We start from the raw sequence: 26,765 nt of genomic DNA, 5'->3' as shown, positions 1-26,765 counted from the left end.
AAATCGAATGGATCTGGTACTCGACCTGCTCGCCACCGTTTCTCGCTGGAGCCGCAGCAATCTCTCGGAGATCGCCCTGGCTCTGATGGGCTGTCTGCTGGTGCTGTTCGGCGCGGATTTCAAGGGCTGGGTCGACCAACGACTGGGCAGCATCGCCGGCGCCTTGCGCGTGCCGCTGATGGCCCTGCTGTGCATGATCGGCAGCGGCGCCGCCCTGATCTACGCCACGCCGTGGATCGTTCGGGGCTTGAGCCAATTCAACAACTACAGCCTGGCGCCGGTGTTGCTGGTGGTGCTGGTGCTGATCGGCGTCGTCGCTGACCGCCGCTGATTTCAGCTACACGGAACAACCACTGTAGGAGCGAGCCTGCTCGCGATGATCGTTAACGAAAACGCGGGGCATCTGGGGCCCCGCGTTGCTCTCTGGTTTTTCGCGAGCAGGCTCGCTCCTACGACAGCTTTTCGAACTTCAAGTCCCATACACCATGCCCAAGACGCTCGCCACGGCGTTCGAACTTGGTGATCGGCCGCTCGGCCGGGCGTGGTACACACTTGCCGTCTTCGGCCAGGTTGCGATAACCCGGCGCGACGTTCATCACTTCCAGCATGTATTCAGCGTACGGCTCCCAGTCGGTGGCCATGTGCAGCACACCGCCGACCTTCAACTTGCTGCGTACCAACTCGGCGAACGACGCCTGAACGATACGACGCTTGTGATGGCGGCTCTTGTGCCACGGGTCCGGGAAAAACAGCATCAGGCGATCAAGGCTGTTGTCGGCCACGCAACGGTTGAGCACTTCGATGGCATCGCAATCGTAGACCCGCAGGTTGGTCAAACCCTGGGTCAGCACGCCGTTGAGCAACGCACCAACGCCCGGACGGTGCACTTCGACGCCGATGAAATCCTGCTCCGGCGAAGCTGCCGCCATTTCCAGCAGCGAATGGCCCATGCCGAAACCGATTTCCAGCGAGCGCGGTGCCGAGCGACCGAACACCTGGTCGAAGTCCACCGGCGCGTCGGCCAGGGGCAGCACGAACAGCGGCGTGCCCTGCTCCAGGCCACGTTGCTGGCCTTCGGTCATGCGCCCGGCACGCATCACGAAACTCTTGATGCGGCGGTGTTGGCGCTCGTCGCCTTCTTCCGTCTGGATAGGCGTGTCGTTCGATTCAGTCATCAATGGCTCTTACTTGATCAGACCATCCAGCGGCGAAGAGGCGCTGGCATAGAGTTTTTTTGGCATGCGGCCAGCGAGGTAAGCCAAACGGCCCGCAACGATGGCGTGTTTCATGGCTTCAGCCATCATGATCGGCTGTTGGGCGTGGGCGATCGCCGAGTTCATCAGCACAGCGTCACAACCCAGTTCCATGGAGATGGTAGCGTCGGAAGCGGTACCGACCCCGGCATCCACCAGCACCGGGATTTTGGCTTCTTCAAGGATGATCTGCAGGTTGTACGGGTTGCAGATCCCCAGGCCCGAACCGATCAGACCGGCCAGCGGCATCACCGCGATGCAGCCGATTTCCGCCAGTTGCCGGGCGATGATCGGGTCGTCGCTGGTGTAAACCATCACGTCGAAGCCTTCCTTGACCAGCGACTCGGCGGCCTTGAGGGTTTCGATCACGTTGGGGAACAGGGTTTTCTGGTCCGCCAGCACTTCCAGTTTCACCAGGTTGTGACCATCGAGCAGCTCACGGGCCAGACGGCAGGTGCGCACGGCCTCGACAGCGTCGTAGCAACCGGCGGTGTTCGGCAGAAAGGTGTAGCGATCCGGCGACAGGAAATCCAGCAGGTTCGGTTCGCTCTCGTTCTGACCAAGGTTGGTACGACGCACGGCGAAAGTGACGATCTCGGCACCCGAGGCCTCGATGGCCAGGCGGGTTTCTTCCATGTCACGGTATTTGCCGGTACCCACCAGCAAACGCGACTGGTAAGTACGACCGGCCAGGACGAAAGGCTTGTCGCTACGAACGATGCTCATGGGAAATCCTCTGTAGGAGTGAGGGTCTTGCAGAATTGTCGGCCCATGCGGGCCAGACGGCTAGCCGCCGCCGATGGCATGCACGACTTCGACGCTGTCGCCGTCGTTGAGCGTGGTATCGGCATGCTGACTGCGCGGAACGATATCCAGATTGAGTTCCACCGCCACCCGGCGTCCGGTCAGGTCCAGACGGGTCAGCAGGGCCGCAACGGTTTCACCGTCGGGCAGTTCAAAGGATTCGCCGTTCAACTGAATGCGCATGCCGGATGCCGCCATCATTTTTAGGGGCTGGCATTCTAGCCCGATCGTGACCTAAAGGTCAGCAACAAGCGTCAAGCGGTAAGCTGCAAGCGCCAGGCGGCAAGGCCCAGGCAAAACCAGCCAACCAGGAATGCCAGGCCGCCAAAAGGCGTGATGATGCCAAGCTTGCTAAAGCCTGTCAGCGTCAGCACGTACAGGCTGCCGGAGAACAGCAGGATGCCGATGGCAAAGGACGCACCGGCCCAGGTGATCAGTCGACCGGGAATCTGCGTGGCCAGCAGCGCCACACCCAGCAACGCCAGGGTATGCACCAGCTGATAGGTGACGCCGGTGTGGAAAATGGCCAGGTACTCGGCACTCAGGCGATTTTTCAGACCGTGGGCGGCGAACGCGCCAAGGCCGACACCGGTGAAACCGAAAAAAGCGGCCAGCATCAGAAAGCCACGCAGCATGAAGAACTCCAGTCAGACGCAATCAACAGGGTCTGTATAATGGCCCGCTCAACGGGTTCGGCCAAGCCATCTCTATGCTGCGTATATATTTCCGTCGTTTCACGAAGGCCGTGCTCTGGTTCATGGGCGGCAGCGTATTGCTGGTGCTGATCTTTCGCGTAGTGCCGCCACCGGGTACGGCATTGATGGTCGAACGCAAGATTGAATCGTGGTTCAACGGCGAGCCCATTGACCTGCAACGCACCTGGAAGCCCTGGGATGAAATCTCGGACGACCTGAAAGTCGCGGTAATCGCCGGGGAAGATCAGAAATTCCCGGAGCACTGGGGCTTTGACTTCGGGGCGATCCAGGCCGCACTGGCCCATAACGAGCTCGGCGGTACGGTTCGCGGCGCCAGCACCCTGAGCCAGCAGGTCTCGAAAAACCTGTTCCTGTGGTCAGGTCGCAGCTGGTTGCGCAAAGGCCTGGAGGCCTGGTTTACCGGGCTGATCGAAGTGTTCTGGCCCAAGCAGCGAATTCTTGAGGTGTATCTCAACAGCGTCGAGTGGGATGACGGGGTATTTGGTGCCGAGGCCGCTGCACGACATCATTTTGGCATCAGCGCGAAAAACCTCAGCCGCCAGCAATCGAGTCTATTGGCTGCCGTGCTGCCAAACCCGCGCGTGTGGAGCGCCAGCCATCCGACTTCGTACGTTTCGCGGCGTGCGGGGTGGATACGGCAGCAGATGAGCCAGCTGGGGGGAGACAGTTATTTGATTGGACTGAACGATTCCCGTCGGGCGCCGTGGTCTCAGTAACATGCGTATCCCCTGTGGGAGCGAGCCTGCTCGCTCCCACATTGGGTATGTGTGAGGCCAGAAACAAAAACGCCCCGATCAATGATCGGGGCGTTTTTTATTGCCTGCTTGCCGGTTACGCCGCAATCGACAACTTGAGTTTGTTCATCGCGCTCTTCTCGAGCTGACGAATACGCTCGGCCGACACGTTGTACTTCTGCGCCAGGTCGTGCAGCGTGGCTTTTTCCTCTGCCAGCCAACGCTGATAGAGGATGTCTCGGCTGCGGTCGTCCAGCACTTCCAGCGCTTCGTGCAGGTTGTGATTGGAATTGTCGCTCCAGTCGGCATCTTCCAGTTGACGAGCCGGGTCGTACCGGTGGTCTTCCAGGTAGTTGGCCGGCGACTGGAAAGCACTGTCGTCGTCAGCTTCGGCAGCCGGGTCGAAGGCCATGTCATGGCCGGTCAGGCGACTTTCCATCTCGCGCACTTCCCGCGGCTCTACACCGAGGCTTTCCGCCACGCGATGGACTTCCTCGTTGTTCAACCAGGCCAGACGTTTCTTCTGACTGCGCAGGTTGAAGAAGAGCTTGCGCTGGGCCTTGGTGGTCGCGACCTTCACGATCCGCCAGTTGCGCAGGATGAATTCGTGGATTTCCGCCTTGATCCAGTGCACGGCAAAGGACACCAGGCGCACGCCCATTTCCGGGTTGAAGCGCTTCACGGCCTTCATCAGGCCGACGTTACCTTCCTGGATCAGGTCAGCCTGAGCCAGACCGTAGCCGGAATAGCTACGGGCGATATGAACGACAAAACGCAGGTGGGCGAGCACCATCTGCCGAGCCGCCTCAAGATCCTGCTCATAGTAGAGACTCTCGGCCAGTTCACGCTCCTGCTCCGGCGTCAGCAACGGAATGCTGTTCACCGTGTGCACATAAGCCTCCAGGTTCGCACCCGGGACCAGAGCATATGCAGGTTGCAAAGAATTGGTCATACGAAAAAACCTCCGACTTACATAACTCGTGCAGTTAAGCACTGCGAAAATTGACCAGAAACCGTAGAACAAGTTCCCATAAATGCTGAAAGGTCAATACGAGCAAAATGATACTACTTAGGCGCAAGCTCCCTCAGGTGGCGTGCGACTGCAATCCATGCACCGATATACCCCAACAGCACAGCGCCAAGCAAGAGAGACAGACCGTCGGCAACTGGTACTCCGGCCAGCGCGAAATTGCTGCCGTACAAACCGGCCAGTCCGACTACCGCGTCATTCAGCCAGTCAAGGCCAAACGCCAATACGCCCCAGGAAAAAATCCCCGCACCGAAGCCATAAAGCGCGCCCATATAGAGAAAGGGCCTGCGCACATAGCTGTCAGTGCCGCCGACCAGTTTAATCACTTCGATCTCTGTGCGGCGGTTTTCAATATGAAGACGAATGGTATTGCCTATCACCAAAAGTAATGCAGAAACCAGAAGCACGGTCAGACCGAAGACAAAACGGTCGCCCAGCTTGAGAATGGCTGCCAGACGCTCCACCCAGACTAAATCAAGCTGCGCCTGCTGTACCTTCGGCAGATCGGAAAGTTTTTGTCTTAATGCTTCAAGTGTCGGCTTATCGACTTCTTTCGGCGTCACCAGGACCACGCCGGGTAGCGGGTTTTCCGGCAACTCCTTGAGGGCGTCGCCCAGGCCGGACTGCTGCTGGAACTCTTCCAGCGCCTGATCCCGGCCAACGTATTCGGCATCGGCCACGCCCGGCATGCCCTTGATCTGCGCGCGTAGCGCCTCGCCCTCAGCCGGGCTGGCCTCGAGCTGCAAGTACAGTGAAATCTGCGCAGCACGCTGCCAGGAACCACCCAGACGTTCAACGTTACTTAGCAAAAGTGACAGGCCCATGGGCAAACTCAGGGCCACCGCCATCACCATGCAGGTGAAAAAACTGCCGATGGGCTGTTTACCCAGCCGGCGCAGACTGTCCAGCAGGCTGGCGCGATGGCTCTCGATCCAGGCGCGAAACAGCGTCGCGAAGTCCGGGCCATCATCGTCGTCGCCTTTTTTCTTGGTCGGTTGCGGATCGGCGGCCTTCGGCGCCACGCGTTCTGAAACCTTCGGACTGCGAGTCGCACTCATACGCCGGCCTCCCCGTCGCCGATCAATCGACCGCGCTGCAGGGTCAGCATGCGGTGGCGCATGCGCGCGATCAGTGCCAGGTCGTGACTGGCGATCAATACGCTGGTGCCCAAACGGTTGATATCTTCGAACACGCCCATGATTTCCGCCGCCAGCCGCGGGTCGAGGTTACCGGTCGGTTCGTCCGCCAGCAGCAAAGCCGGACGGTGAACGATGGCGCGGGCAATGCCAACGCGTTGTTGCTGGCCGGTGGAGAGGTCGCCGGGGTACAGATCGGTCTTGTCCGACAGCGCCACGCGCTCCAGGGCCGAATCCACACGTTTGGCGATTTCCGCCTTGGACAGGCCAAGAATCTGCAACGGCAGCGCGACGTTGTTGAACACTGTGCGATCAAACAACAGTTGATGGTTCTGGAACACCACGCCGATCTGCCGGCGCAGGAATGGTATCTGGGCGTTGCTGATGGTGCTCAGGTCTTGCCCGGCCAGCAGCAACTTGCCGCTGGTGGGTCGTTCCATGGCCAGCAGCAGGCGCAACAACGTACTTTTACCGGCACCTGAATGACCGGTTACAAACAAAAACTCACCGCGACGCACTCGAAAGCTCAGCTCATGCAAGCCGACGTGACCGTTCGGGTAGCGTTTACCGACCTGTTCGAAACGAATCATGAACGCTCCCGCTCGGCAAACAGCGCCTGGACAAAGGGTTCAGCTTCAAAAGTGCGCAAATCGTCGATGCCTTCACCGACACCGATGTAGCGGATCGGCAGACCGAATTGCTTGGCCAGGGCAAAAATCACCCCGCCCTTGGCGGTTCCGTCGAGCTTGGTCAGTGCCAGGCCCGTCAGCTCGACGGTCTGGTTGAACTGTTTGGCCTGGTTGATGGCGTTCTGGCCGGTGCCGGCGTCGAGCACCAGCAACACTTCGTGCGGTGCATCGGCGTCGAGCTTGCCGATCACCCGGCGAACTTTTTTCAGCTCTTCCATCAGGTTGTCTTTGGTGTGCAGACGACCGGCCGTGTCGGCGATCAACACATCGATGCCACGGGCCTTGGCGGCCTGCACAGCGTCGAAAATCACCGAAGCCGAGTCGGCGCCGGTGTGCTGGGCAATCACCGGGATCTTGTTGCGCTCACCCCAGACCTGCAATTGCTCGACCGCTGCAGCACGGAAGGTGTCACCGGCAGCGAGCATGACTTTCTTGCCTTCCAGCTGCAGTTTCTTCGCCAGCTTGCCGATGGTGGTGGTCTTGCCGGCACCGTTGACGCCAACGACCAGAATCACGAACGGCTTGCTTTGCGAGGTGATTTTCAGCGGTTGCTCGACGGGCTTGAGCATTGCGGCCAGTTCGGCTTGCAGGGACTTGTACAAGGCATCGGAGTCAGCCAGCTCCTTGCGCGCGACCTTCTGGGTCAGGCGCTGAATGATCACCGAAGTGGCTTCGACCCCGACGTCGGCAGTCAGCAGACGGGTTTCGAGATCATCGAGCAGATCATCATCGATGGCTTTCTTGCCCAGAAACAGGCTGGCCATGCCTTCGCCGATGCTGGCGCTGGTCTTGGACAGGCCTTGTTTGAGGCGGGCGAAGAAACCCGCCTTGGTTTCTTCGGTGCGAACAGGCTCGACCGGCGGTTCGACCGGTGCGGCGACAACAGGTGCAGGCTCTGGCGCTTTGACAACCGGTGCAACCGGCGGGACGAATACCGGCGCAGCCTCGACAACCGGCGCGGCAACCACCGGCTCAATCACTGGCGCCCGAACCGGCTCCTGCGCCACTGGCGTGTGCACAGGAATCGGCGGCGTCACATGGGGCGCCTGCTCATCTTCGACCAGGGCCACCGGCTCTTCCGCCACCGGCAACGTCAGCCAGGGCTGAGCGACCGGGGTCTGTGGCAATTCGGTCGGGGCTTCGTCAGCAGGCGCTGCAACCGGTTGCAGCACTGGCTCGGCGATTGGCAACACAACGGGCGCAGGCTCTGCCTCTGGCGCTGGCGTTGGTTCAGGAATTGGCTGTGGCTGTTCGACGGCGGGTTCCTGCGGCTTTTTGCGCAGCCATCCGAACAGGCTTTTCTTTTCGCCAGCCGCAGCTGGGGTCTTCTTGTCGTCGTTGGAACCAAACATGGGGGACGGCTATCTCACGGTAGCGACGCGCCAACGGGCGCCCCGGCAAATAAATATTCGATGCAGAACAGACTGCGATTGACCCAGCTTGTTCACGCGCAACATTTTGTCGAGGCGCTCATCGGCACCTCAAGAAATCGACTTCTCATAGGACTAAAGCAGCAAAATCGGCGAAAAAGCGGAATTCAGTTGATAAATATCCACCTTCCGTCGAAAACCCAATCAACCTGATCAAGCATAAAGGCCTGATAGGCGTGGCCGCCGCTAAAACGGATCAGTATCCTAGCACCTCCTCGCCCGCCTAGGCTAAGACCAAGCGGACAGTCCCAAAGGTTTAAAAACGAATGAATGCTCTAGCCCGCCGCGCTGCTGGCCTGCTGCTCAGCACAGTTTGCCTGCCCCTTTCGGCCCTGGCCGCCGACTCGCAACCCACCCACGAATTCACCCTCGACAATGGTCTGAAGGTCGTCGTGCGCGAAGATCATCGCGCGCCGGTGGTGGTGTCACAGGTCTGGTACAAGGTCGGCTCCAGCTACGAGACTCCGGGTCAGACCGGGTTGTCCCACGCCCTGGAGCACATGATGTTCAAGGGCAGCGAGAAAGTCGGCCCCGGCGAAGCCTCGCTGATCCTGCGCGACCTCGGCGCCGAGGAGAACGCCTTCACCAGCGACGACTTCACCGCTTATTACCAGGTACTGGCCCGCGATCGCCTGGGCGTGGCCTTCGAACTGGAAGCCGACCGCATGGCCAGCCTGCGTCTGCCGCCCGATGAGTTCGCCCGGGAAATCGAAGTCATTAAAGAAGAACGCCGCCTGCGCACCGACGACAAACCGATGTCCAAGGCCTACGAGCGCTTCAAGGCCATGGCTTACCCGGCCAGCGGCTATCACACGCCCACCATCGGCTGGATGGCGGATCTGGACCGCATGAAGGTCGAAGAGCTGCGCCACTGGTATGAATCCTGGTACGTGCCGAACAACGCCACGCTGGTAGTGGTCGGCGATGTGACCCCGGATGAAGTCAAAGCCCTGGCCCAGCGTTACTTCGGCCCGATCGCCAAACGCGATGTGCCGCCGGCGAAGATTCCGCTGGAACTGGCCGAACCCGGCGAGCGCCAGATCATCCTGCACGTGAAGACCCAACTGCCCAGCCTGATGCTGGCATTCAACGTACCGAGCATTGCCACCGCCGAAGACAAACGCTCGGTGAATGCCTTGCGCCTGATTTCCGCCCTACTCGACGGTGGCTATAGCGCACGCATCCCGACCCAACTGGAGCGTGGCGAAGAGCTGGTGTCCGGCGCTTCGTCGAGCTACGACGCCTACACCCGTGGCGACAGCCTGTTCACGCTGTCGGCAACACCCAACAGCCAGAAAAACAAAACCATCGAGCAGGCAGAAGCCGGTTTGTGGAAGCTGCTCGAACAGTTGAAAACCACCGCGCCGTCCAGCGAAGAACTTGAACGCGTGCGGGCACAGGTCATCGCCGGCCTGGTTTATGAGCGTGACTCAATCACCAGTCAGGCCACCGCCATCGGCCAACTCGAAACCGTCGGGCTGTCCTGGAAATTGATGGACACCGAACTCGCCGAACTGGAAAGCGTGACCCCGCAAGACATCCAGAAAGCCGCCAAGCTGTATTTCACCCGCGAACGTCTCAGCGTCGCCCATGTTCTGCCAGAGGAGACGACTCATGAGTGAGCGTAAAAAACCGCGCCTGGCCCTGCTGGGCCTGATCGCTGCCATGCTGATCGGCTCTGCCGCGTTCTATTTCGCCAAGACTGATGATTCCATTGCCAGTGAAGCGCTGGATAAAGCCAAGGCCAGCCAGAAACTGCAATCATTGACCGAGCTCAACGGCAAGGCGCCGAGCCATCGCAAACTCGATGTCCAGAGCTGGAACACCGCCGAAGGCGCCAAGGTGTTGTTTGTCGAGGCCCGTGAGCTGCCAATGTTCGACATGCGCCTGATCTTTGCCGCCGGCAGCAGCCAGGATGGCGATGTACCCGGTCTGGCCACGCTGACCAATGCCATGCTCAACGAAGGCGTCGCCGGTAAAGATGTCAGCGCGATTGCCCAGGGTTTCGAAGGCCTGGGCGCCGATTTCGGCAACGGGGCCTACAAAGACATGGCGGTCGCCTCCCTGCGCAGCCTCAGCGCCGCGGACAAACGCGAGCCGGCCTTGAAGCTGTTTGCCGAAGTCGTCGGCAAACCGACGTTCCCCGCTGATTCCTTTACCCGCATCAAGAACCAGTTGCTCGCCGGTTTCGAATACCAGAAACAGAACCCCGGCAAACTGGCCAGCGTCGAATTGATGAATCGCCTGTATGGCGATCACCCGTACGCGCACTCCAGCGACGGCACGGCGAGCACCATTCCGGGCATCACCCTGGAGCAACTGCGCGCGTTCCACCAGAAAGCCTACGCCGCCGGGAACGTAGTGATCGCACTGGTGGGTGACTTGTCCCGCAGTGAAGCCGAAGCCATTGCGGCGCAGGTTTCCGCTGCCTTGCCCAAAGGCTCCGCCCTGCCGAAAATCGCGCAACCGGCTGAACCCAAGGCCAGCATTGGTCATATCGAGTTTCCGTCCAAGCAGACCAACCTGATGCTCGCGCAACTGGGCATCGACCGTGACGATCCGGACTACGCGGCCCTGTCCATGGGTAATCAGATCCTCGGCGGAGGCGGATTCGGCACTCGCCTGATGAGCGAAGTCCGCGAGAAGCGTGGCCTGTCATACGGCGTGTATTCGGGCTTCACCCCGATGCAGGCACGCGGCCCGTTCATGATCAATCTGCAGACCCGCGCCGAGATGAGCGAAGGCACCCTGAAGCTGGTGCAGGACGTGCTCGCCGACTACCTTAAAACCGGCCCGACCGAAAAAGAACTCGACGACGCCAAGCGCGAACTGTCCGGCAGCTTCCCGCTGTCGACCGCCAGCAACGCCGATATTGTCGGCCAACTGGGCGCCATCGGCTTCTATAACCTGCCGCTGAGTCATCTTGAGGACTTCATGCAACAGTCGCAGAACCTGACTGTCGAGCAAGTCCGAGCCGCACTGAACAAACACCTGAGCACGGACAAAATGGTCATCGTCAGCGCTGGCCCGACCGTGCCACAAAAGCCGTTACCGGCCCCTACTGATAAACCTGCCGAGCAACCGCTCGGGGTTCCGGAGCATTAATGGCCACTTCCCGTCCTAAAAAACCGGTTCACAACGTGCATAACGGCGTGAACCAACTGCGCATCATCGGCGGCGAATGGCGCAGCCGAAAGCTGAGCTTCCCTGACGCTCCAGGCCTGCGCCCGACGCCGGACCGGGTGCGTGAAACCCTGTTCAACTGGCTAGCCCCCTACGTCCCTGGCGCCAAGGTGCTCGACCCGTTCACGGGCAGTGGCGCGCTGTTTCTCGAAGCCTTATCCCGTGGCGCAGCCATGGGCCAGGCGCTGGACGCCAGCAGTATCGCGGTGTCCAGCCTCAAGGAGCATCTGGGTACGCTACGCTGCACCAACGGACAGGTCCAGACCGCCGACGCCCTGCGCTACCTGGAAACCCAGACTGCAACGGCCTACGACCTGGTGTTCCTCGACCCGCCGTTCAACCAGAACCTGTTGCCCGCCGTTTGCACGCTGCTTGAAGAGCGTCAGTGGCTGGCAGACGACGCCTGGGTTTATACCGAAAGCGAAAGCGCACCCTCGACCCTGGGCCTGCCGCAAAACTGGCGTCTTCATCGCGAGCAGAAATCCGGGCGTGTGTACTACTCGTTATGGCAGCGCCTCGCGGAAAAACTTGCTGAGTAAAGCGTACGGGCAGACCAGTGGTCTGCCTTGCGTCGCGACTGTTTCTTAAAACGCAACACATCTGAAGTGGCTTGTTTATCTGCTCCTGGCTCATCGTAACCGTGCGAAATGTCTCGCATGGATGCAATGAAGGATTAACGGATGAACACGCTAATGACTGAACGAACGCCCCACCCCACCCATGAGTTCACCCTCGACAATGGCCTGAGGGTCATTGTCCGCGAGGATCACAGAACCCCTCAGGTCGGAATCACACTGGTTTTTGCCGTAGGAACTGATGACGAGCACCCCGAAGACTTCGGGGTCACAGATGTATTACAAAATGCACTGATGCCTGACTATGACGACTTCATCAAAGAGACCGGAGCCATTCATCAAAACTTCGGAGACTCTAAAGGGCTGAGAGACATCCTACTGATCGCCGCCGAACACCTGGAAAGTGCGCTCAAAGTCCAGTCGACCATCATGACGGACGAACCATCGGATGAATTGCTACGCACCTGGCTGGACGAAGAACTTCTGTGCAACAAGGAAAAATCCTTGTTCATATCTACAGTTAGTTTCAGTCCGGAAATCGACGCGCTGATAACCACCGGGCACAGTTACTACAGGCCCCGCGACGCGATTGCAGCCAATCTTGAACGACTGACCTTTGAACACCTCAGAAACTGGCGCCAGAGCCGGTATTGCCCCAGTAATGCCTGCCTGGTGATTGTCGGCGATGTCGATACTGAGGAGGCAAGACGACTGGTCGAGCGACACTTTGGATCGGAAGACCAGCGCGCCGCTCCCTTCAGACCCTTGATAAAAGGACCGTCAGAACCCGGCTACCGCCAGATAACGCAATTTCTGGAAACCGAATACCCGCTGATGCTCGTCATATTCAACACACCGGGGATGGAGAACGCCCCCGATCCGCAATCCGTCAGGGCACTGGAAGTATTGTCCTCCCTGTTTGAGTCCTCCGCACGCCTGAAGTCATTCGAGAATGACGACCGCTCGACAATCTTTGCAAATGTCCTTCGACTCAGTCGAGTCAATAATCAATTCACCCTCGCTTTCTACTTCAATGGTGATCCGCAGCAGGCCGAAGCCGACCTGTGGGCATTACTGGATGACCTTAAGCGCGTGCCGTTCACACCCGAGGAGCTCGAGCCCGCTATCATTCAAGAAAGTACTACCCGACAGGCGCTCTACGACAACCCTCAAACGCAGGCGAGTGGTATCGGCTATCTTGTAGGATCGGCTCAGCCATGGCAGTTGATCGATCTTGAGGTCGCGCAATTGCGCAGCGTCACGACGCAGGATGTTCAGCGCGCCGTCAATGCCTGCTTCACTCGCGAACGCGCAACCGTGGCACATGTGTTTCCCATCGAGAAAAAGACCTCGGCTTAACGAAAGCCCAGTGTAACCATCAACCCCTGAAAACCGGCCCCTGTGTGACCATGCACAGGGGCTTCTCTTGCCGGTCGCGAACCCTTGTGGTTTATGGCAAGTTAGCAACTTGCGGCGAGCAAGACACGCCCCATGAATTCCTCTGCATTTCACAAGCAGCGGTCTGCAATTGAACAGAATGTCTCACTACAAGTTGCCCCCAATTCCCCATGGAAACCTTCACCCCCGCCTTCGGTCTCGGCAACCCGCACTTGCAAACCTTGTGGGGACCGCTGTGGCGCAAAACCACACACCTTGAGCGCGAGCGTGAACGCCTGTGGCTCGAGGATGGCGACTTCCTCGACCTCGACTGGCACGGCCCGCACAGCGTCGACGCGCCCCTGGTCCTGGTGTTGCACGGACTGACCGGTTCGTCGAATTCGCCTTACGTGGCCGGGATTCAAAAAGCGCTGGGCGACCGGGGCTGGGCCAGCGTCGCACTGAACTGGCGCGGCTGCTCTGGCGAACCCAACCTGCTGCCGCGCAGCTACCATTCCGGCGCCAGTGAAGACCTCGCCGAAACCATCAGGCACCTGCGGGCCAAACGCCCTCTCGCTCCGCTGTATGCCGTCGGTTATTCCCTGGGCGGCAATGTGTTGCTCAAGCATCTGGGCGAAACCGGCAGCGCCAGCGGCCTGCTCGGCGCGGTGGCGGTGTCGGTGCCGTTTCGCCTGGACCAGTGCGCCGACCGTATCGGCCAGGGTTTTTCCAAGGTTTATCAGGCGCACTTCATGCGCGAGATGCTGGCCTACATCAAGAACAAGCAGCGGCAGTTCCAGCACGACGGGCGCGAGGATGGCCTGGCAGCGCTCGCCGCGCTGGGCTCGCTGGAAAACATGCGCACGTTCTGGGATTTCGATGGCCGGGTCACCGCACCGCTTAATGGCTTCACCGATGCCGAGGACTACTATCGCCGTGCATCGAGCCGCTACTTCCTGGGCGAAATCCGCACGCCAACCTTGCTCATTCAGGCAGCCGATGACCCCTTCGTGTTTTCCCACAGCCTGCCCCAGGCACAAGAGTTATCGGCCTGCACGCAATTCGAGTTGCAAGCCAAGGGTGGGCACGTCGGATTTGTCGACGGTTCGTTCCGGCAACCGGGGTATTACCTGGAACGGCGTATCCCACAATGGCTGGCCACCTTGGCTCGCAAGTAGACCGTGAATAACCATCAGGGCGAATCCATCCTCTTCTGGCAGACCGCGCCACTGGCCGGGGTCGAGTTGTTGTCTGCGCGCTACATCGAACACCGTTTCGCCCCTCATGTGCACGACGGTTACGTGATCGGCATGATCATGGCGGGCGCCCAGCGCTACCGGTATCGCGGCGCCGAGCATCTGGCAGGCAGCGGCACGCTGGTATTGATCAACCCGGACGAACTGCACACCGGCCACAAGGGTACGGAGGATGGCTGGCTGTACCGGGCGTTTTATCCCGATAGCGGGCAGATCCTGTCGCTGCTGGCCGAACTCGAATTGCCCACCCGTCACCTGCCGGCGTTCGGCGCCACGCTGTACCGCGATCCGGATCTGGTGAATGGTTTCTGCCAATTGCACCGTTTGCTGGAAAGCCCGTCCACCGCACTGCAACAACAGACCGCCTGGCGTGAACTGATGCTTTCATTGCTGCAGCGTCACGCAGCGGTTCCGGATGCCGGAAAACCGGGCAAGGAACACCGGGCGGTGACATTGGCCAAGGACTTGTTGCAAACGCAACTGGCGGCACCGCCCTCGCTGGAAGAACTGGCAGCGGCGGTGAACCTGTCGCCCTTTCACTTTGCCCGGGTGTTCCGCCGCGCCACCGGCATGCCGCCGCACACCTGGCTGATGCAACAACGCATCGCTCGGGCACGGGCACTGTTGCAGGGCGGTTGCTTGCCACTGGAAGTCGCGACGCAATTGGGGTTTGCCGACCAGAGTCATCTGAGTCGGCAATTCAAGCAGGTGTATGGGGTGGGGCCAGGGGCGTATCGCAGTGCGCGCCTGTCTTGATATCTGAAATCCACCTCCCCCTGTGGGAGCAAGCTCGCTCCCACAAGGATTGCGGTGACTATTCGCCTTTGGCGACGCCGCGAGCAGGCTCGTTGATCCATTCGCTCCACGACCCGGCATACAACGAGCCCAATGGATAACCCGCCAGGCACAACGCGAACAGGTTATGGCAAGCCGTCACACCGGACCCGCAATACGCCACCAGCCCGGTCGGCGAACGGCCTTGCAGCTTCGCCGCAAAACGCTGCTTGAGCTGATCGGCCGGCAGGAAACGCCCGTCGCTGCCCAGATTATCGGTGAACGCCGCACACTGAGCGCCGGGGATGTGCCCGGCAATCGGATCGATCGGTTCCACTTCTCCCTTGAAGCGCGGCAAGGCGCGGGCATCGAGCAACGTCAGCGCGGGTTGGCCGAGGCGTTTTTGCAGCTGTTCTGCGCTGAGCAGCAGCGAACCGTCAGGGCTCCCGCTAAAGGTGCCGCGCGAGATGGACGGCGCATCCAGACTCAACGGCAACCCTGCGCCGTGCCAGGCTTTGAGCCCACCATCGAGGATGAACACACCCTCACGCTTGCCCAACCATGCCAGCAGCCACCAGGCCCGCGCCGCATAGGCACCCGGACCGTCGTCATACAAAACCACTTCGCTGTCGGCATTGATGCCCCAGGCTTGCAGACGCTCGATCAGGGCGGCCGGCTCAGGCAATGGATGACGCCCGGTCACACCCTTGACCACTTTGCCGCTGAGATCGCGCTCGAGATCGGCGAAGCTCGACCCGGCAATGTGCCCTTCGGCATAGCTACGCTGACCGTAATCCGGGTCTTCGAGGGCAAAACGACAATCCAGAATCACCAACCCCGGCTGGTCCTTCTTCAGGTCCAGCGCTTGCGGGCTGATCAGTTGCGCAATGGGCATAACGGGCTCCTGTGAGGTTGTCGAATGACGATCCTACTGCACTTTGCGCTTCACAGCTCTTCCAGCGCCTGGGCCAACGGCACATAAAACTCCTCGAACAAGGCGTTGACCGCATCGCGCGCCTGATCCGTGACAAAGCCAGCCTCCAGCACCAGCACTTGATAGACCCCGCGCTTGATCGCTTGCTCGCTGAGGTGGCTGGAGTTTTCCCGCGTGGTGCACAGAAAGCGCACCCAGGACGTGAGGATGATCCAGGCATTGAGGGTCAGGGATTCGATCTGCACCCGATCCATCTTCAGGATGCCCGCCTCGACGAAGCCCTCGTAGATGTGCGTGCCCTGGATCAGGCAACGCTGGGAAAAGCGCCTATAGCGTCCGGCCAGTTCTGCATCGCTGTCGAGCAAGTGCTCGAGGTCGCGATGCAAAAACCGGTAGCGCCACATCGCCGACAGCAGCTCCTTGAGGTAGAAGCGCTTGTCTTCCACCGTGGCGGCGCGGCCCTGGGGCGGGCGCAGGAAACTGTCCACCAGGCTTTCGTACTCACTGAACAGCACAGCGATGATCGCCTGCTTGTTGGGGAAGTGGTAGTACAGGTTGCCCGGAGAAATCTCCATGTGAGCAGCGATGTGATTGGTGCTGATGCTGCGCTCGCCCTGCTGATTGAACAGCTCGAGGCTGTTCTGCACGATGCGCTCGCTGGTTTTGATCCTTGGGGCCATGGCTTGAGCTTTAATTCAGAGTGCGTTGATGAGCATCTTACGACCTAACCGGACAGGGATAAAACAAAGCTGCGGCAGGATGTCATTTGACTTTATAGAGCATAGACTCTAAAACGAGCCTCATTACAATAAATCCGGAGCCGACCATGACCGCTGGAATTTCCTACCTGCAAGACCTGCAGCAGCCTCTGGAAGAACTCCACAACCTCTTCAACGCGCAGCGCGCCGCCTACGCCGCCAACCCGATGCCACCCGCGGCCCAGCGCCAGCAATGGCTCAAGGCATTGCGCGACCTGTTGAGCGCTGAACGCGAACCCCTGATTGATGCCATCAGCCAGGACTTCAGCCACCGCAGCGCCGACGAAACCCTGCTCGCCGAATTGATGCCCAGCCTGCATGGCATTCATTACGCCAGCCGCCACCTCAAAGGCTGGATGCGAGCGTCGCGCCGCAAGGTCGGCGTGGCCTTCCAGCCTGCCTCGGCCAAAGTGGTTTACCAGCCGCTGGGCGTGGTCGGGGTGATCGTGCCGTGGAACTACCCGTTGTACCTGGCCATCGGGCCTCTGGTCGGCGCATTGGCGGCGGGTAATCGGGTGATGCTCAAGCTCAGCGAGTCCACGCCTGCTACCGGTTTGCTGCTCAAGGACCTGCTGGGACGAATCTTTCCCGAAGACCTGGTCTGCGTGGTACTGGGCGAGGCCGATATCGGGGTCGCGTTTTCACGACTGCGTTTCGATCATTTGTTGTTCACCGGCGCCACCAGCATCGGCAAACACGTGATGCGGGCCGCTGCGGAGAACCTGACGCCCGTTACCCTCGAATTGGGCGGCAAATCCCCAGCCATCGTGTCCCACGACGTGCCCCTCAAGGACGCCGCCGAACGCATCGCTTTCGGCAAGACCCTCAACGCCGGACAAACCTGCGTGGCGCCGGACTACGTGCTGGTGCCCGAAGACCGCGTCGGCTCTTTCGTCGAAGCCTATCGCCAGGCGGTTTGCGGGTTTTTTCCGACCCTGGCCAACAACCCGGACTACACCGCGATCATCAATGATCGCCAACTGGCGCGACTCAATGGCTATATCAGCGATGCCACCAGCAAAGGCGCGCTGCTGATACCGCTGTTCGAACAGGGCCAGGGACGCCGTATGGGCCACAGTTTGCTGCTCAACGTCAGCGACGACATGACGGTGATGCAGGACGAAATCTTTGGTCCACTGCTGCCGATCGTGCCGTACAAGGATCTGGATCAGGCGTTTGCCTACATCAACCAGCGCCCTCGCCCACTGGCGCTGTACTACTTCGGTTACGACAAACGCGAGCAAAACCGCGTGCTTCATGAAACCCATTCCGGCGGCGTGTGCCTGAACGACACCCTGCTGCACGTTGCCCAGGACGACATGCCCTTCGGCGGCATTGGCGCTTCGGGCATGGGTCATTACCACGGACACGAAGGTTTCCTGACCTTCAGCAAGGCCAAGGGTGTGCTGATCAAACAGCGATTCAACGCGGCGAAACTGATCTACCCGCCGTATGGAAAATCCATTCAGAAACTGATCCAGAAGCTGTTCATCCGCTAACGATCGTCACCGTCGGGTAATAACAACAATGAGCCCAAGCCTGTCCGATACACCCGCGCTGTCACGGCGCGGCCTGCTCAAGTTCAGCCTCGGCGCCAGCGCCTTTCTTGCCACGGCCGGGTTGGGAGCCAGCCTGAGCGGGTGCTCGTCGAGCATCCCGGCCAGCGGGTTTTCGTCTTTGCGCGGTGGCGACCTGCTGTTTCTGCGGGCACTGGTGCCGGTCATGCTCGATGGCGCCGTGGCCGTCGAAGGTATGTCCGACGCCGTCGAAGGCACCCTGAAAAGCCTGGATTACAACCTTGATCACCTGTCGCCGGAAATGCTCAAGCTGACCCGGCAACTGTTCGACGTGCTGGGCATGGCCGTGACCCGTGGGCCACTGACCGGCATCTGGGGCAGTTGGGAGAACGCCAGCGGCGCTGAGATCCGGCATTTCCTCGATCGCTGGGAGAACAGCGCCTTGGGCCTGTTGCGCATGGGTCACAACTCGTTACTGCAACTGGTGATGATGGCCTGGTACGGCCGCAAGGAATCGTGGGCTCATTGCGGGTATCCAGGGCCGCCAACGGTTTGAAATCGAGTCGGCCCTATCGCGGGCAAGCCACGTTCCCGCAGAGGATCGCGTACCCCTTGTGGGAGCGAGCCTGCTCGCGAAGACGGCCTCATGAACACCACTGGTCCAAACCATAACAACAAGAGAACCCGAAGATGCCCGTACCCGATCCGTTCCGCGAAGGCATGGCCCGTGGCTGGAAAACCTACAACGGCTCACAACTGACCCAGGACCTGACCCTCGAAGCGGATGTGGCGATCATTGGCAGTGGCGCCGGCGGTGGAACCACGGCCGAAATCCTCAGCGCAGCCGGTTACAAAGTACTGCTGATTGAGGAGGGTCCACTCAAGACCAGCAGCGACTTCAAGCTGCTTGAAGACCAGGCCTACGCCAGCCTCTATCAGGAAGGCATCGGCCGCATGAGCAAGGACGGTGCGATCACCATCCTCCAGGGCCGCGCGGTGGGCGGGACCACGCTAATCAATTGGACCTCCAGCTTCCGCACCCCGGAACCGACCCTGGAACACTGGGCCAGGGAGCACAACGTCAAGGGCCACTCGCCGGCTGAAATGGCGCCGTGGTTCGAGAAAATGGAACAGCGTCTGGGGGTCGCCCCGTGGAGGGTTCCGCCCAACGCCAACAACGACGTGATCCGCAAAGGCTGCGAAAAGCTCGGATACAGCTGGCACGTGATCCCGCGCAACGTGCGCGGCTGCTGGAACCTCGGCTACTGCGGCATGGGCTGCCCGACCAACGCCAAGCAATCGATGATGGTCACGACCATTCCCGCCACGCTGGAAAAGGGTGGCGAATTGCTGTTCCTGGCCCGCGCTGAAAAGCTCATTCTGGCGGGCGACAAGGTCACGGGCCTGCAATGCGTGGCGATGGACGAGCGCTGCGTCGAACCCACAGGGCGCCGCATCACGGTCAAGGCGCGGCATTACGTACTGGCGGGCGGCGGAATCAACAGCCCGGCGCTGTTGCTGCGTTCCGACGCGCCTGATCCGCACAAACGGCTGGGCAAACGGACTTTCCTGCATGTGGTGAACATGTCCGCCGGGCTGTTTGATGAAGTGATCAATCCGTTTTACGGGGCACCCCAGTCGATTTATTCAGACTATTTCCAATGGCTGGACGGCACCACGGGCAGAATGGCCTACAAACTGGAAGTCCCGCCACTGCACCCCGCATTGGCAAGCACGCTGCTCGGCGGTTTTGGCCAGGAAAACGCACAGCACATGGCCAACCTTCCCCATACTCACGCCATGCTCGCGTTGCTGCGGGACGGTTTTCACCCGGACAGCACCGGCGGCGCCGTCGAGTTGCGCGGTGATGGCACGCCGGTGCTCGATTACCCGATGACGCCTTATGTATGGGAAGGCTTGCGCCGTGCGTTCCACAGCATGGCCGAGATTCAGTTCGCCGGTGGCGCCAAGGCGGTGATGCCAATGCACGCCGATGCCCGTTATGTGAAAACCCTGGGCGAAGCGCGCACGCTGATCGATGGCTTGAGCCTGGAGCTGTACCGCACCCGGCTGGGCAGCGCCCATGTAATGGGCGGCTGTGCCATGGGCGAAGACCCGAAAACCGCCGTGACCGACAGCCTCGGTCGACATCATCAGCTGGCCAATCTGTCGATACACGACGGCTCGCTGTTCCCCACCAGCATTGGCGCAAATCCGCAGTTGTCGGTCTACGGGCTGACCGCGCAACTGGCGACTTCCCTGGCCGAACGTTTGAAAAACTCATGAAAACGACGAATATTCCCATCGTCTATAGTGCGTCCTTACCCAACAGGCGACTTGGCCGACCGGTTAGGCTGCGATACCATCCGACTCCCCAACGCACTCCCGCCAGGACGACGCGATGAACCGAGTGTTGTACCCAGGTACCTTCGACCCTATTACCAAGGGCCATGGCGATCTGGTCGAACGCGCCTCGCGCCTGTTCGATCACGTGATCATTGCCGTCGCCGCCAGCCCGAAGAAAAACCCGTTGTTTCCTCTGGAACAGCGCGTGGAGCTGGCACGCGAGGTCACCAAACATCTGCCGAACGTTGAAGTCGTCGGCTTCTCGACGCTGCTGGCGCACTTTGCCAAAGAGCAGAATGCCAATGTGTTCCTGCGTGGTCTGCGCGCGGTGTCGGATTTCGAGTACGAATTTCAGCTGGCCAACATGAACCGTCAGTTGGCTCCGGATGTGGAGAGCCTGTTCCTCACCCCATCCGAACGTTATTCGTTCATTTCCTCGACGCTGGTCCGCGAAATCGCAGCCCTGGGCGGCGATATCACCAAGTTCGTCCACCCTGCGGTGGCGGATGCCCTGACCGAGCGCTTCAAGAAATAGCCCCCGCAAACCGCAGGAGCGAACCTGCTGGGCGGGAAAACGACACCCCGCGGCGTTCTCGGGTTCATCGCCAGCAGGCTGGCGCCTGCAGTACGTCGCACCTGCGTGCAACGCAGGCGCCAATGCGGCACAATTACGCGCATTGATTTATTGCGCCCGGGCCTGTCGCCCTGGCTGGAGTTAGCATGTCCCTGATCATCACCGACGATTGCATCAACTGCGACGTCTGCGAACCCGAGTGCCCGAACGCCGCCATTTCCCAAGGCGAAGAGATCTACGTGATCGACCCGAACCTGTGCACCCAGTGCGTCGGCCACTACGACGAACCTCAGTGCCAACAGGTCTGCCCGGTCGATTGCATTCCCCTGGACGAAGCCCACCCGGAAACGCAAGAGCAGTTGATGGAGAAGTACCGGAAAATTACCGGCAAGGCTTGAGTCTTTCGATATCTGTTCGAACGCCATCGCGGGCAAGCCCGCTCCCACAAGGATCGCTTAAACCCTGTGGGAGACCGCAGGCGTTTCAGCGCTGACAGCGTGGGCAAAAGACGCTGGCGCGCTGCCCGAGCTTCACTTCCCGCAGCTCTGTCCCACAGACTTTGCACGGTTCAGCGCCACGGCCGTACACGAACAGTTCCTGCTGGAAGTAGCCCGGCTGACCATCACCACCGATAAAGTCCCGCAACGTGGTACCTCCGCGCTCGATGGCGGCGGCCAGGATGCGTTTGATTTCGATCGCCAGCTTCAAATAGCGCGCCCGGGAAATGCTCTTGGCCTCGCGACGCGGGTCGATCCCGGCGGCGAACAGCGCTTCGGTCGCGTAGATGTTGCCGACGCCCACCACCACCGCGTTGTCCATGATGAACGGCTTGACCGCCATCGAACGCCCGCGGGACTGCTGGAACAACCGCTCGCCATCGAACAGGTCGGTCAGTGGCTCTGGCCCGAGGCGAATCAACAATTCGTGGTTGAGCGGGTCGAGGCTCCACAACATCGCACCAAACCGTCGCGGGTCGGTGTAGCGCAGGGCCAGGCCCGATTCGAGCTCGATATCCACGTGCTCATGCTTGGCCGCCGGCGTGCCGACCTCCACCAGCCGCAGATTGCCCGACATGCCCAGATGACTGATCAACGTACCGACCTCGGCATTGATCAGCAGGTACTTGGCGCGCCGCTCGACCAGCACGATACGCTGCCCGGACAACCGCACATCGAGGTCTTCGGGAATAGGCCAGCGCAGCCGACGATCGCGCACGATTACCCGACTGACACGCTGGCCTTCCAGGTGCGGTGCAATGCCTCGACGGGTGGTTTCGACTTCTGGCAGTTCAGGCATGGTGCTCTCGAATCGGGCGCTCGAAAAAGAAGAAGGTCCGACACTCAGCGGTGAGTGCCGAGATCGCGAATGGTCTGCTTGAGGGTTTCGAAGTCGTAGTCCGACAAACCGACGTAATCGAGCACCAGATGCCCGATGCTGTTCCATTCGTGGTCTTCGGTCTGATTGCCCAGCACGCGGTAGGACGCACAAATGTGCTCGGCCATCTTCAGGATCGCCAGCAGGTTTTTCAACGTGCTGTTGCGCGACGATTCATCGCTGAAGATCGCCAGGGCATTGTGATGGTTGGCAATCGCAGCCGTTACGTGTTCCGGCAGGCGCCAGGACTTGGCCGTGTAGTAACCGACCACCGCGTGGTTGGTGTTGAACGCTTTGTTCTCGGTATCCACCACCCGGCACTCGGGGCCGGCATTGGCATAGGCCTGTTCCAGAACGCCCATGTAGTCAGGGAAGCGCTGGAGCATCAGCGGTACGCCACAGTCGTGGAACAAGCCCAGGGCATAAGCTTCATCGCCAGCCTGGGTGCCGGTGCGCTTGGCCAGGGTCAGGCAAGTCATCGCCACGTCCTGGGCCGTATCCCAGAAACGGTTCAGGGTGACGATGGTTTCATCGTTCATCTCACCCTTGATCGACTGGGCGTTGATCAGGTTGATGATCGAACGGCTGCCCAGCAGATTCACCGCGCGCTGGATCGAGGCGATCTTGTTCGTCAGGCCGTAATAAGGTGAGTTGACGATCTTCAACAGGGAGCCCGAGAGACCTGGATCCTGGGAAATCAGCTTCGCGATCACCTCCAGATCCGGGTCCGGCATGTACTGCTCCATCTGCAAATCCACCATGATCTGCGGTTGGGCCGGCACACTGATGCCTTGCAGGGATTGCTGGATTTGTTCGGGAGTCAGCTCTTGGGACATAAGTACACACTCTGGGTCAGGCGCAGATTCTAGCGTCTAAAAGCGGGATTCGACATGACAAATCGAGAGACAGGGCTTTATCGCGAGCGGACAGCCCCCTCACCGCATGTCTACCGCTGACCCTGCATACGTCTCAACACGCTATACTCCCGCTCTTTTTTCTGGAGCGACGTCATGTCCCTGCCTAGCCTGCGCCTCAAAGCCAACGCCGACCGTCGTCTGCGCAACGGTCATTTGTGGGTCTATAGCAACGAAATCGATGTAGCGGCGACCCCTTTGCACGGTTTCAAGGCCGGCGACCAGGCGATCCTCGAAGCCGCAGGTGGCAAGCCCCTGGGTATCGTGGCCATGAGCCCGAACAACCTGATCTGCGCCCGCCTGCTGTCGCGCGACATCAAGCTGCCGCTGGACAAGTCGCTGCTGGTGCATCGCCTGAACGTCGCCCTGTCGCTGCGCGATCGCCTGTTCGACAAACCTTTCTATCGCCTGGTCTACGGCGACTCCGACCTGCTGCCAGGTCTGGTGGTCGATCGTTTCGGCGACATCCTGGTCGTGCAGATCGCCTCGGCGACCATGGAAGCCCATAAAGATGACGTGATCGCAGCGCTGACCCAAGTGCTCAAGCCAAGCGGCATTCTGTTCAAGAACGACTCCGCTGCCCGTGATGCCGAAGGCCTCAATCGCTATGTAGAAACCGTCTTCGGCCTGGTGCCGGAGTGGGTTGCACTGGAAGAGAACGGCGTGAAATTCGAAGCGCCCGTCATCCAGGGCCAGAAAACCGGCTGGTTCTACGACCACCGCATGAACCGCGCACGCCTGGCGCCGTACGCCAAGGGCAAGCGCGTACTGGACCTCTACAGCTACATCGGCGGCTGGGGCGTACAGGCTGCTGCCTTCGGCGCCAGTGAAGTGTTCTGCGTCGATGCGTCGGCCTTCGCCCTCGACGGCGTCGAGCGCAACGCCGCGCTGAACGGTTTCGCCGACAAAATGACCTGTATCGAAGGCGACGTCTTCGAAGCCCTGAAAGAGCTGAAAGCCAGCGAAGAACGTTTCGACGTGATCGTGGCCGACCCGCCGGCGTTCATCAAACGCAAGAAGGACATGAAGAACGGCGAAGGCGCCTACCGTCGCCTGAACGAGCAAGCCATGCGCCTGCTCAGCAAGGACGGCATCCTAGTCAGCGCTTCGTGCTCGATGCATTTGCCTGAAGATGACCTGCAGAACATCCTGCTGACCAGCGCCCGTCACCTGGATCGCAACATCCAGATGCTCGAGCGCGGCGGCCAGGGCCCGGATCACCCGGTACACCCGGCCATTGCCGAAACCCGTTACATCAAGAGCATCACCTGCCGCCTGCTGCCAAACAGCTAACACCCCCCTGCAGGAGCGAGCCTGCTCGCGAAAAACGCAAAGACACCGCGGACAACCAGACACACCGCGTTATCGTTGACGTTCATCGCGAGCAGGCTCGCTCCTACAGGTGCAGGACATATCCTGATCCACTGTCGATACGACAACCACCCGCCCCACGCCTACCGTTTTCTCTTCCCACCATTGAAGAGGACAACGGAATGTCCAACACGCCAAAAGCCCATCGATTACGCACAGGTCGACACTCGCAATCCGGTCGCCTCTATCACCTGACCGCTGTCACCCATGAACGACAACCTTTCTTCCAGGATTGGCGCACGGGCCGATTGTTGGTGCACGAGTTCAGAAGGGCTCAGGAAGCCGGCCATGCCACATCTATAGCCTGGGTAGTCATGCCTGATCACTTCCACTGGTTGATTGAATTGCACAACGGTGACTTGCCGAAACTGGTGCAGGCCACCAAATCTCGCTGCACACGCCTCATCAATCAGAAACGAGATCTATATGCTCCTGTATGGCAAAAGGGCTACTTCGACCGAGCCCTGCGTCGAGAGGAAGATCTGAAAGCCATGGCTCGATACATCATCGCCAACCCGCTTCGTGCAGGGCTAGTCGACCATGTCGGTAACTATCCACTCTGGGACGCCATCTGGCTCTAATACCCCCCCTGTAGGAGCGAGCCTGCTCGCGAAAAACGCAAAGACACCGCGGATAGCCAGACACACCGCGTTATCGTTGACGTTCATCGCGAGCAGGCTCGCTCCTACAACAAACTCAGAAAGGGCCCACACCCTGTCGCATTGACTTGCGTCTTCATCAAATCAATTCTCGCTCACCCCTCACGGAACGAGCGCGTTGATGTATGCCGCACGCCAATGACGCCAACGAAAAGCCGTTAATCGTCCTGCTGCTGATGAGCATGACCCTGCTGGGCGTATTCCCGTTAGACGTGGTTCTCCCCTCCTTTCCAGACCTGTCGGCCTGCTTCCGGATTTCGCCTTCCGAAGCTGCCCTGTCTGTCAGCCTGTTCGCCGTCAGTCTGGCGTTCTCCGTAATGCTGGTTGGTCCCCTGTCCGACATGTGGGGCCGCAAGAAGCTGTTGTTGGGCGGTATCGCCATCGCGGCCATTGGTGCGGTGGGATGCGCAGTTTCCAGCGAATACTGTTGGTTCCTGGGTTTTCGTGTGGTCCAGGCAATCGGCTGCGGGGCCTTCTCGCTGTCACAGGCGCTGGTGCAGGATTTGTTCGAAGGCCAGGAAAGGCAGCGACTGAGGATCTGGATGGTGACCGCCAGTGGCGTATTCATTTCGATTTCGCCGTTGCTGGGGACCTGGTTGCAATTGCAGCTTGGCTGGCAAGGCAGCTTTTATGTATTTGTCGCACTGGCCGTTTCAGTCGGGTCAAGCGCCTGCTGGCTGCTCAAGGAGTCTTCAGCCATGCGCACCGCATCGCGAGGGGGATTTTTCAGTGCCTATTGGCATGTCTGTTCGAATGCACGCTTCATGGCTTACTGGCTGATTTCGGCCCTGGCCTTCGCCTGCCATTTTTCGTTCATCGTGACGTCACCCATTATTTTCATGGAACACCTGGCCCTCTCACCCTATGAATACGCCTGGACGCTAATGCTGTACGGCGTTGCGTACGCGAGCGGCGGCGCAGTCGCCAACGCCTTGCAAGAACGCCTGCGAGGGCATACGCAGATCGTTGTTGGCTTGGGGCTGATCGCGGTTTCGGGTGTGCTGATGCTGTGGCTGATTCGCCACTTCGGCCTGTCTGCCGCTGCCGTGCTGGTATCCATGCTGATCTGCACGATCGGGACCACCATCACCAGGCCAGTCGTCAATAACAAGGCGATGAGTATCCACCCGCAATACGCCGGAACCTCGACTTCGGTCGGTGCCGTGCTGATCTTCATGGGCGGCGGCGTCACCAGCGTGGTGATCAATCTCGTGTCCGGGGACCTGACCACGACACTGGCCATTGGTTTTCTGACATTGAGTCTTGCAGGTCTGGGTCTGAATGCGTTGATCGACCACGAGAATCAAAGGGCGCTGGACGGTGTATGACACCTGCCGGTCGTCATCCCGTACGCGCCACCG

General features: G+C 60.1%; 28 protein-coding genes. 16 read left to right on the top strand and 12 right to left on the bottom strand.

Annotated elements, in window-relative coordinates; all coding sequences use genetic code 11:
- Window positions 1-7 precede the first annotated feature (7 nt).
- Entirely contained in the window at window positions 8-331 is a 324-nt protein-coding gene (locus BLV61_RS17100; RefSeq protein ID WP_047534544.1) for a DUF3392 domain-containing protein, read from the top strand.
- A gap of 118 nt (window positions 332-449) precedes the next feature.
- Here the strand turns inward: BLV61_RS17100 and trmB are convergent, their stop codons facing one another.
- From trmB to BLV61_RS17080, 4 genes are all read right to left on the bottom strand, one after another.
- Entirely contained in the window at window positions 450-1,175 is a 726-nt protein-coding gene (gene trmB / locus BLV61_RS17095) for a tRNA (guanosine(46)-N7)-methyltransferase TrmB (RefSeq protein ID WP_090466575.1), read from the bottom strand.
- 9 nt (window positions 1,176-1,184) lie between these two features.
- Window positions 1,185-1,979: a thiazole synthase gene (locus tag BLV61_RS17090; RefSeq protein WP_090466573.1), complete on the bottom strand. Its 795-nt coding sequence runs from the start codon at window positions 1,977-1,979 to the stop codon at window positions 1,185-1,187.
- A gap of 60 nt (window positions 1,980-2,039) precedes the next feature.
- Window positions 2,040-2,240 carry a sulfur carrier protein ThiS gene (thiS, locus tag BLV61_RS17085; protein ID WP_161793944.1) on the bottom strand — a complete coding sequence of 67 codons (201 nt, stop codon included), beginning with the start codon at window positions 2,238-2,240 and terminating at the stop codon, window positions 2,040-2,042.
- Window positions 2,241-2,311: 71 nt separating this feature from the next.
- A complete protein-coding gene (locus tag BLV61_RS17080; protein ID WP_047534549.1) occupies window positions 2,312-2,692 on the bottom strand; it encodes a DUF423 domain-containing protein in 381 nt (126 codons plus the stop codon).
- 74 nt (window positions 2,693-2,766) lie between these two features.
- On the opposite strand from BLV61_RS17080, the gene mtgA reads away from it, so the two are divergent.
- Window positions 2,767-3,489: a monofunctional biosynthetic peptidoglycan transglycosylase gene (mtgA, locus tag BLV61_RS17075; RefSeq protein ID WP_047534552.1), complete on the top strand. Its 723-nt coding sequence runs from the start codon at window positions 2,767-2,769 to the stop codon at window positions 3,487-3,489.
- A 115-nt stretch (window positions 3,490-3,604) separates the two neighbouring features.
- On the opposite strand, the gene rpoH is transcribed toward mtgA, so the two are convergent.
- From rpoH to ftsY, 4 genes are all read right to left on the bottom strand, one after another.
- Window positions 3,605-4,459, bottom strand: a complete 855-nt coding sequence (gene rpoH, locus BLV61_RS17070) for an RNA polymerase sigma factor RpoH (protein WP_047534555.1) — start codon at window positions 4,457-4,459, stop codon at window positions 3,605-3,607.
- 113 nt (window positions 4,460-4,572) lie between these two features.
- The gene (gene ftsX / locus BLV61_RS17065) at window positions 4,573-5,595 is read right to left on the bottom strand and encodes a permease-like cell division protein FtsX (RefSeq protein ID WP_047534558.1); all 1,023 of its coding nucleotides are present in this window, start codon (window positions 5,593-5,595) and stop codon (window positions 4,573-4,575) included.
- On the bottom strand, window positions 5,592-6,263 hold the full coding sequence (ftsE, locus tag BLV61_RS17060; protein WP_003229148.1) for a cell division ATP-binding protein FtsE: 672 nt from the start codon (window positions 6,261-6,263) through the stop codon (window positions 5,592-5,594). The genes ftsX and ftsE overlap by 4 nt, the downstream gene beginning before the upstream one ends.
- Window positions 6,260-7,714 (bottom strand): signal recognition particle-docking protein FtsY, encoded by a 1,455-nt coding sequence (ftsY, locus tag BLV61_RS17055; RefSeq protein WP_090466571.1) that lies wholly within the window; start codon window positions 7,712-7,714, stop codon window positions 6,260-6,262. Before ftsY ends, ftsE begins: the two co-directional genes overlap by 4 nt.
- Window positions 7,715-8,058: 344 nt before the next feature.
- Between ftsY and BLV61_RS17050 the strand changes: the two genes are divergently transcribed.
- The 6 genes from BLV61_RS17050 (at window position 8,059) to BLV61_RS17025 (ending at window position 14,939) form a co-directional block, all read left to right on the top strand.
- Window positions 8,059-9,414, top strand: coding sequence for a M16 family metallopeptidase (locus BLV61_RS17050; RefSeq protein ID WP_090466568.1), 1,356 nt, complete (start codon window positions 8,059-8,061; stop codon window positions 9,412-9,414).
- Window positions 9,407-10,897, top strand: a complete 1,491-nt coding sequence (locus tag BLV61_RS17045; protein ID WP_090466566.1) for a M16 family metallopeptidase — start codon at window positions 9,407-9,409, stop codon at window positions 10,895-10,897. Before BLV61_RS17050 ends, BLV61_RS17045 begins: the two co-directional genes overlap by 8 nt.
- Window positions 10,897-11,514 (top strand): 16S rRNA (guanine(966)-N(2))-methyltransferase RsmD, encoded by a 618-nt coding sequence (gene rsmD / locus BLV61_RS17040; RefSeq protein ID WP_090466564.1) that lies wholly within the window; start codon window positions 10,897-10,899, stop codon window positions 11,512-11,514. Before BLV61_RS17045 ends, rsmD begins: the two co-directional genes overlap by 1 nt.
- A 141-nt stretch (window positions 11,515-11,655) precedes the next feature.
- Complete coding sequence (locus BLV61_RS17035) at window positions 11,656-12,909, top strand: M16 family metallopeptidase (protein ID WP_090466561.1); 1,254 nt, start codon at window positions 11,656-11,658, stop codon at window positions 12,907-12,909.
- Between the two features lie 209 nt (window positions 12,910-13,118).
- The gene (locus tag BLV61_RS17030; RefSeq protein ID WP_047534576.1) at window positions 13,119-14,105 is read left to right on the top strand and encodes a hydrolase; all 987 of its coding nucleotides are present in this window, start codon (window positions 13,119-13,121) and stop codon (window positions 14,103-14,105) included.
- 3 nt (window positions 14,106-14,108) lie between these two features.
- Entirely contained in the window at window positions 14,109-14,939 is an 831-nt protein-coding gene (locus BLV61_RS17025) for an AraC family transcriptional regulator (protein WP_090466559.1), read from the top strand.
- A 58-nt stretch (window positions 14,940-14,997) separates the two neighbouring features.
- Here the strand turns inward: BLV61_RS17025 and BLV61_RS17020 are convergent, their stop codons facing one another.
- A complete protein-coding gene (locus BLV61_RS17020) occupies window positions 14,998-15,852 on the bottom strand; it encodes a sulfurtransferase (protein WP_090466557.1) in 855 nt (284 codons plus the stop codon).
- Between the two features lie 50 nt (window positions 15,853-15,902).
- Window positions 15,903-16,571, bottom strand: a complete 669-nt coding sequence (locus BLV61_RS17015; RefSeq protein WP_090466554.1) for a TetR/AcrR family transcriptional regulator — start codon at window positions 16,569-16,571, stop codon at window positions 15,903-15,905.
- Window positions 16,572-16,717: 146 nt separating this feature from the next.
- Here BLV61_RS17015 and BLV61_RS17010 point away from each other — a divergent pair, with 146 nt between their 5' ends.
- The 5 genes from BLV61_RS17010 (at window position 16,718) to BLV61_RS16990 (ending at window position 21,484) form a co-directional block, all read left to right on the top strand.
- Window positions 16,718-18,148 (top strand): coniferyl aldehyde dehydrogenase, encoded by a 1,431-nt coding sequence (locus BLV61_RS17010; protein WP_090466552.1) that lies wholly within the window; start codon window positions 16,718-16,720, stop codon window positions 18,146-18,148.
- Window positions 18,149-18,176: 28 nt separating this feature from the next.
- Window positions 18,177-18,722, top strand: a complete 546-nt coding sequence (locus BLV61_RS17005) for a twin-arginine translocation pathway signal protein (protein WP_090466550.1) — start codon at window positions 18,177-18,179, stop codon at window positions 18,720-18,722.
- A 134-nt stretch (window positions 18,723-18,856) separates the two neighbouring features.
- Window positions 18,857-20,452: a GMC family oxidoreductase gene (locus BLV61_RS17000; protein WP_090466548.1), complete on the top strand. Its 1,596-nt coding sequence runs from the start codon at window positions 18,857-18,859 to the stop codon at window positions 20,450-20,452.
- 115 nt (window positions 20,453-20,567) lie between these two features.
- Window positions 20,568-21,047, top strand: coding sequence for a pantetheine-phosphate adenylyltransferase (coaD, locus tag BLV61_RS16995; RefSeq protein ID WP_007975368.1), 480 nt, complete (start codon window positions 20,568-20,570; stop codon window positions 21,045-21,047).
- A 185-nt stretch (window positions 21,048-21,232) separates the two neighbouring features.
- The gene (locus BLV61_RS16990) at window positions 21,233-21,484 is read left to right on the top strand and encodes a YfhL family 4Fe-4S dicluster ferredoxin (RefSeq protein WP_003176712.1); all 252 of its coding nucleotides are present in this window, start codon (window positions 21,233-21,235) and stop codon (window positions 21,482-21,484) included.
- Window positions 21,485-21,569: 85 nt separating this feature from the next.
- On the opposite strand, the gene mutM is transcribed toward BLV61_RS16990, so the two are convergent.
- Window positions 21,570-22,382 carry a bifunctional DNA-formamidopyrimidine glycosylase/DNA-(apurinic or apyrimidinic site) lyase gene (gene mutM, locus BLV61_RS16985; protein ID WP_047534590.1) on the bottom strand — a complete coding sequence of 271 codons (813 nt, stop codon included), beginning with the start codon at window positions 22,380-22,382 and terminating at the stop codon, window positions 21,570-21,572.
- A gap of 44 nt (window positions 22,383-22,426) precedes the next feature.
- Complete coding sequence (locus tag BLV61_RS16980) at window positions 22,427-23,242, bottom strand: HDOD domain-containing protein (protein WP_177329364.1); 816 nt, start codon at window positions 23,240-23,242, stop codon at window positions 22,427-22,429.
- A 228-nt stretch (window positions 23,243-23,470) separates the two neighbouring features.
- Between BLV61_RS16980 and BLV61_RS16975 the strand changes: the two genes are divergently transcribed.
- The 3 genes from BLV61_RS16975 (at window position 23,471) to BLV61_RS16960 (ending at window position 26,732) form a co-directional block, all read left to right on the top strand.
- Window positions 23,471-24,667 carry a class I SAM-dependent rRNA methyltransferase gene (locus tag BLV61_RS16975; protein WP_034147578.1) on the top strand — a complete coding sequence of 399 codons (1,197 nt, stop codon included), beginning with the start codon at window positions 23,471-23,473 and terminating at the stop codon, window positions 24,665-24,667.
- A gap of 200 nt (window positions 24,668-24,867) precedes the next feature.
- Entirely contained in the window at window positions 24,868-25,326 is a 459-nt protein-coding gene (locus BLV61_RS16970; protein ID WP_090466546.1) for an REP-associated tyrosine transposase, read from the top strand.
- A gap of 203 nt (window positions 25,327-25,529) precedes the next feature.
- Window positions 25,530-26,732 carry an MFS transporter gene (locus BLV61_RS16960; protein WP_090466542.1) on the top strand — a complete coding sequence of 401 codons (1,203 nt, stop codon included), beginning with the start codon at window positions 25,530-25,532 and terminating at the stop codon, window positions 26,730-26,732.
- The last annotated feature ends 33 nt before the right edge of the window (window positions 26,733-26,765 follow it).

Origin of the sequence: Pseudomonas mohnii, from assembly GCF_900105115.1 — a bacterium.
Lineage (GTDB): Bacteria > Pseudomonadota > Gammaproteobacteria > Pseudomonadales > Pseudomonadaceae > Aquipseudomonas > Aquipseudomonas mohnii.
The sequence above is the reverse complement of the archived record's forward strand: the minus strand, read 5'-3'. Positions and strand labels throughout refer to the sequence as shown.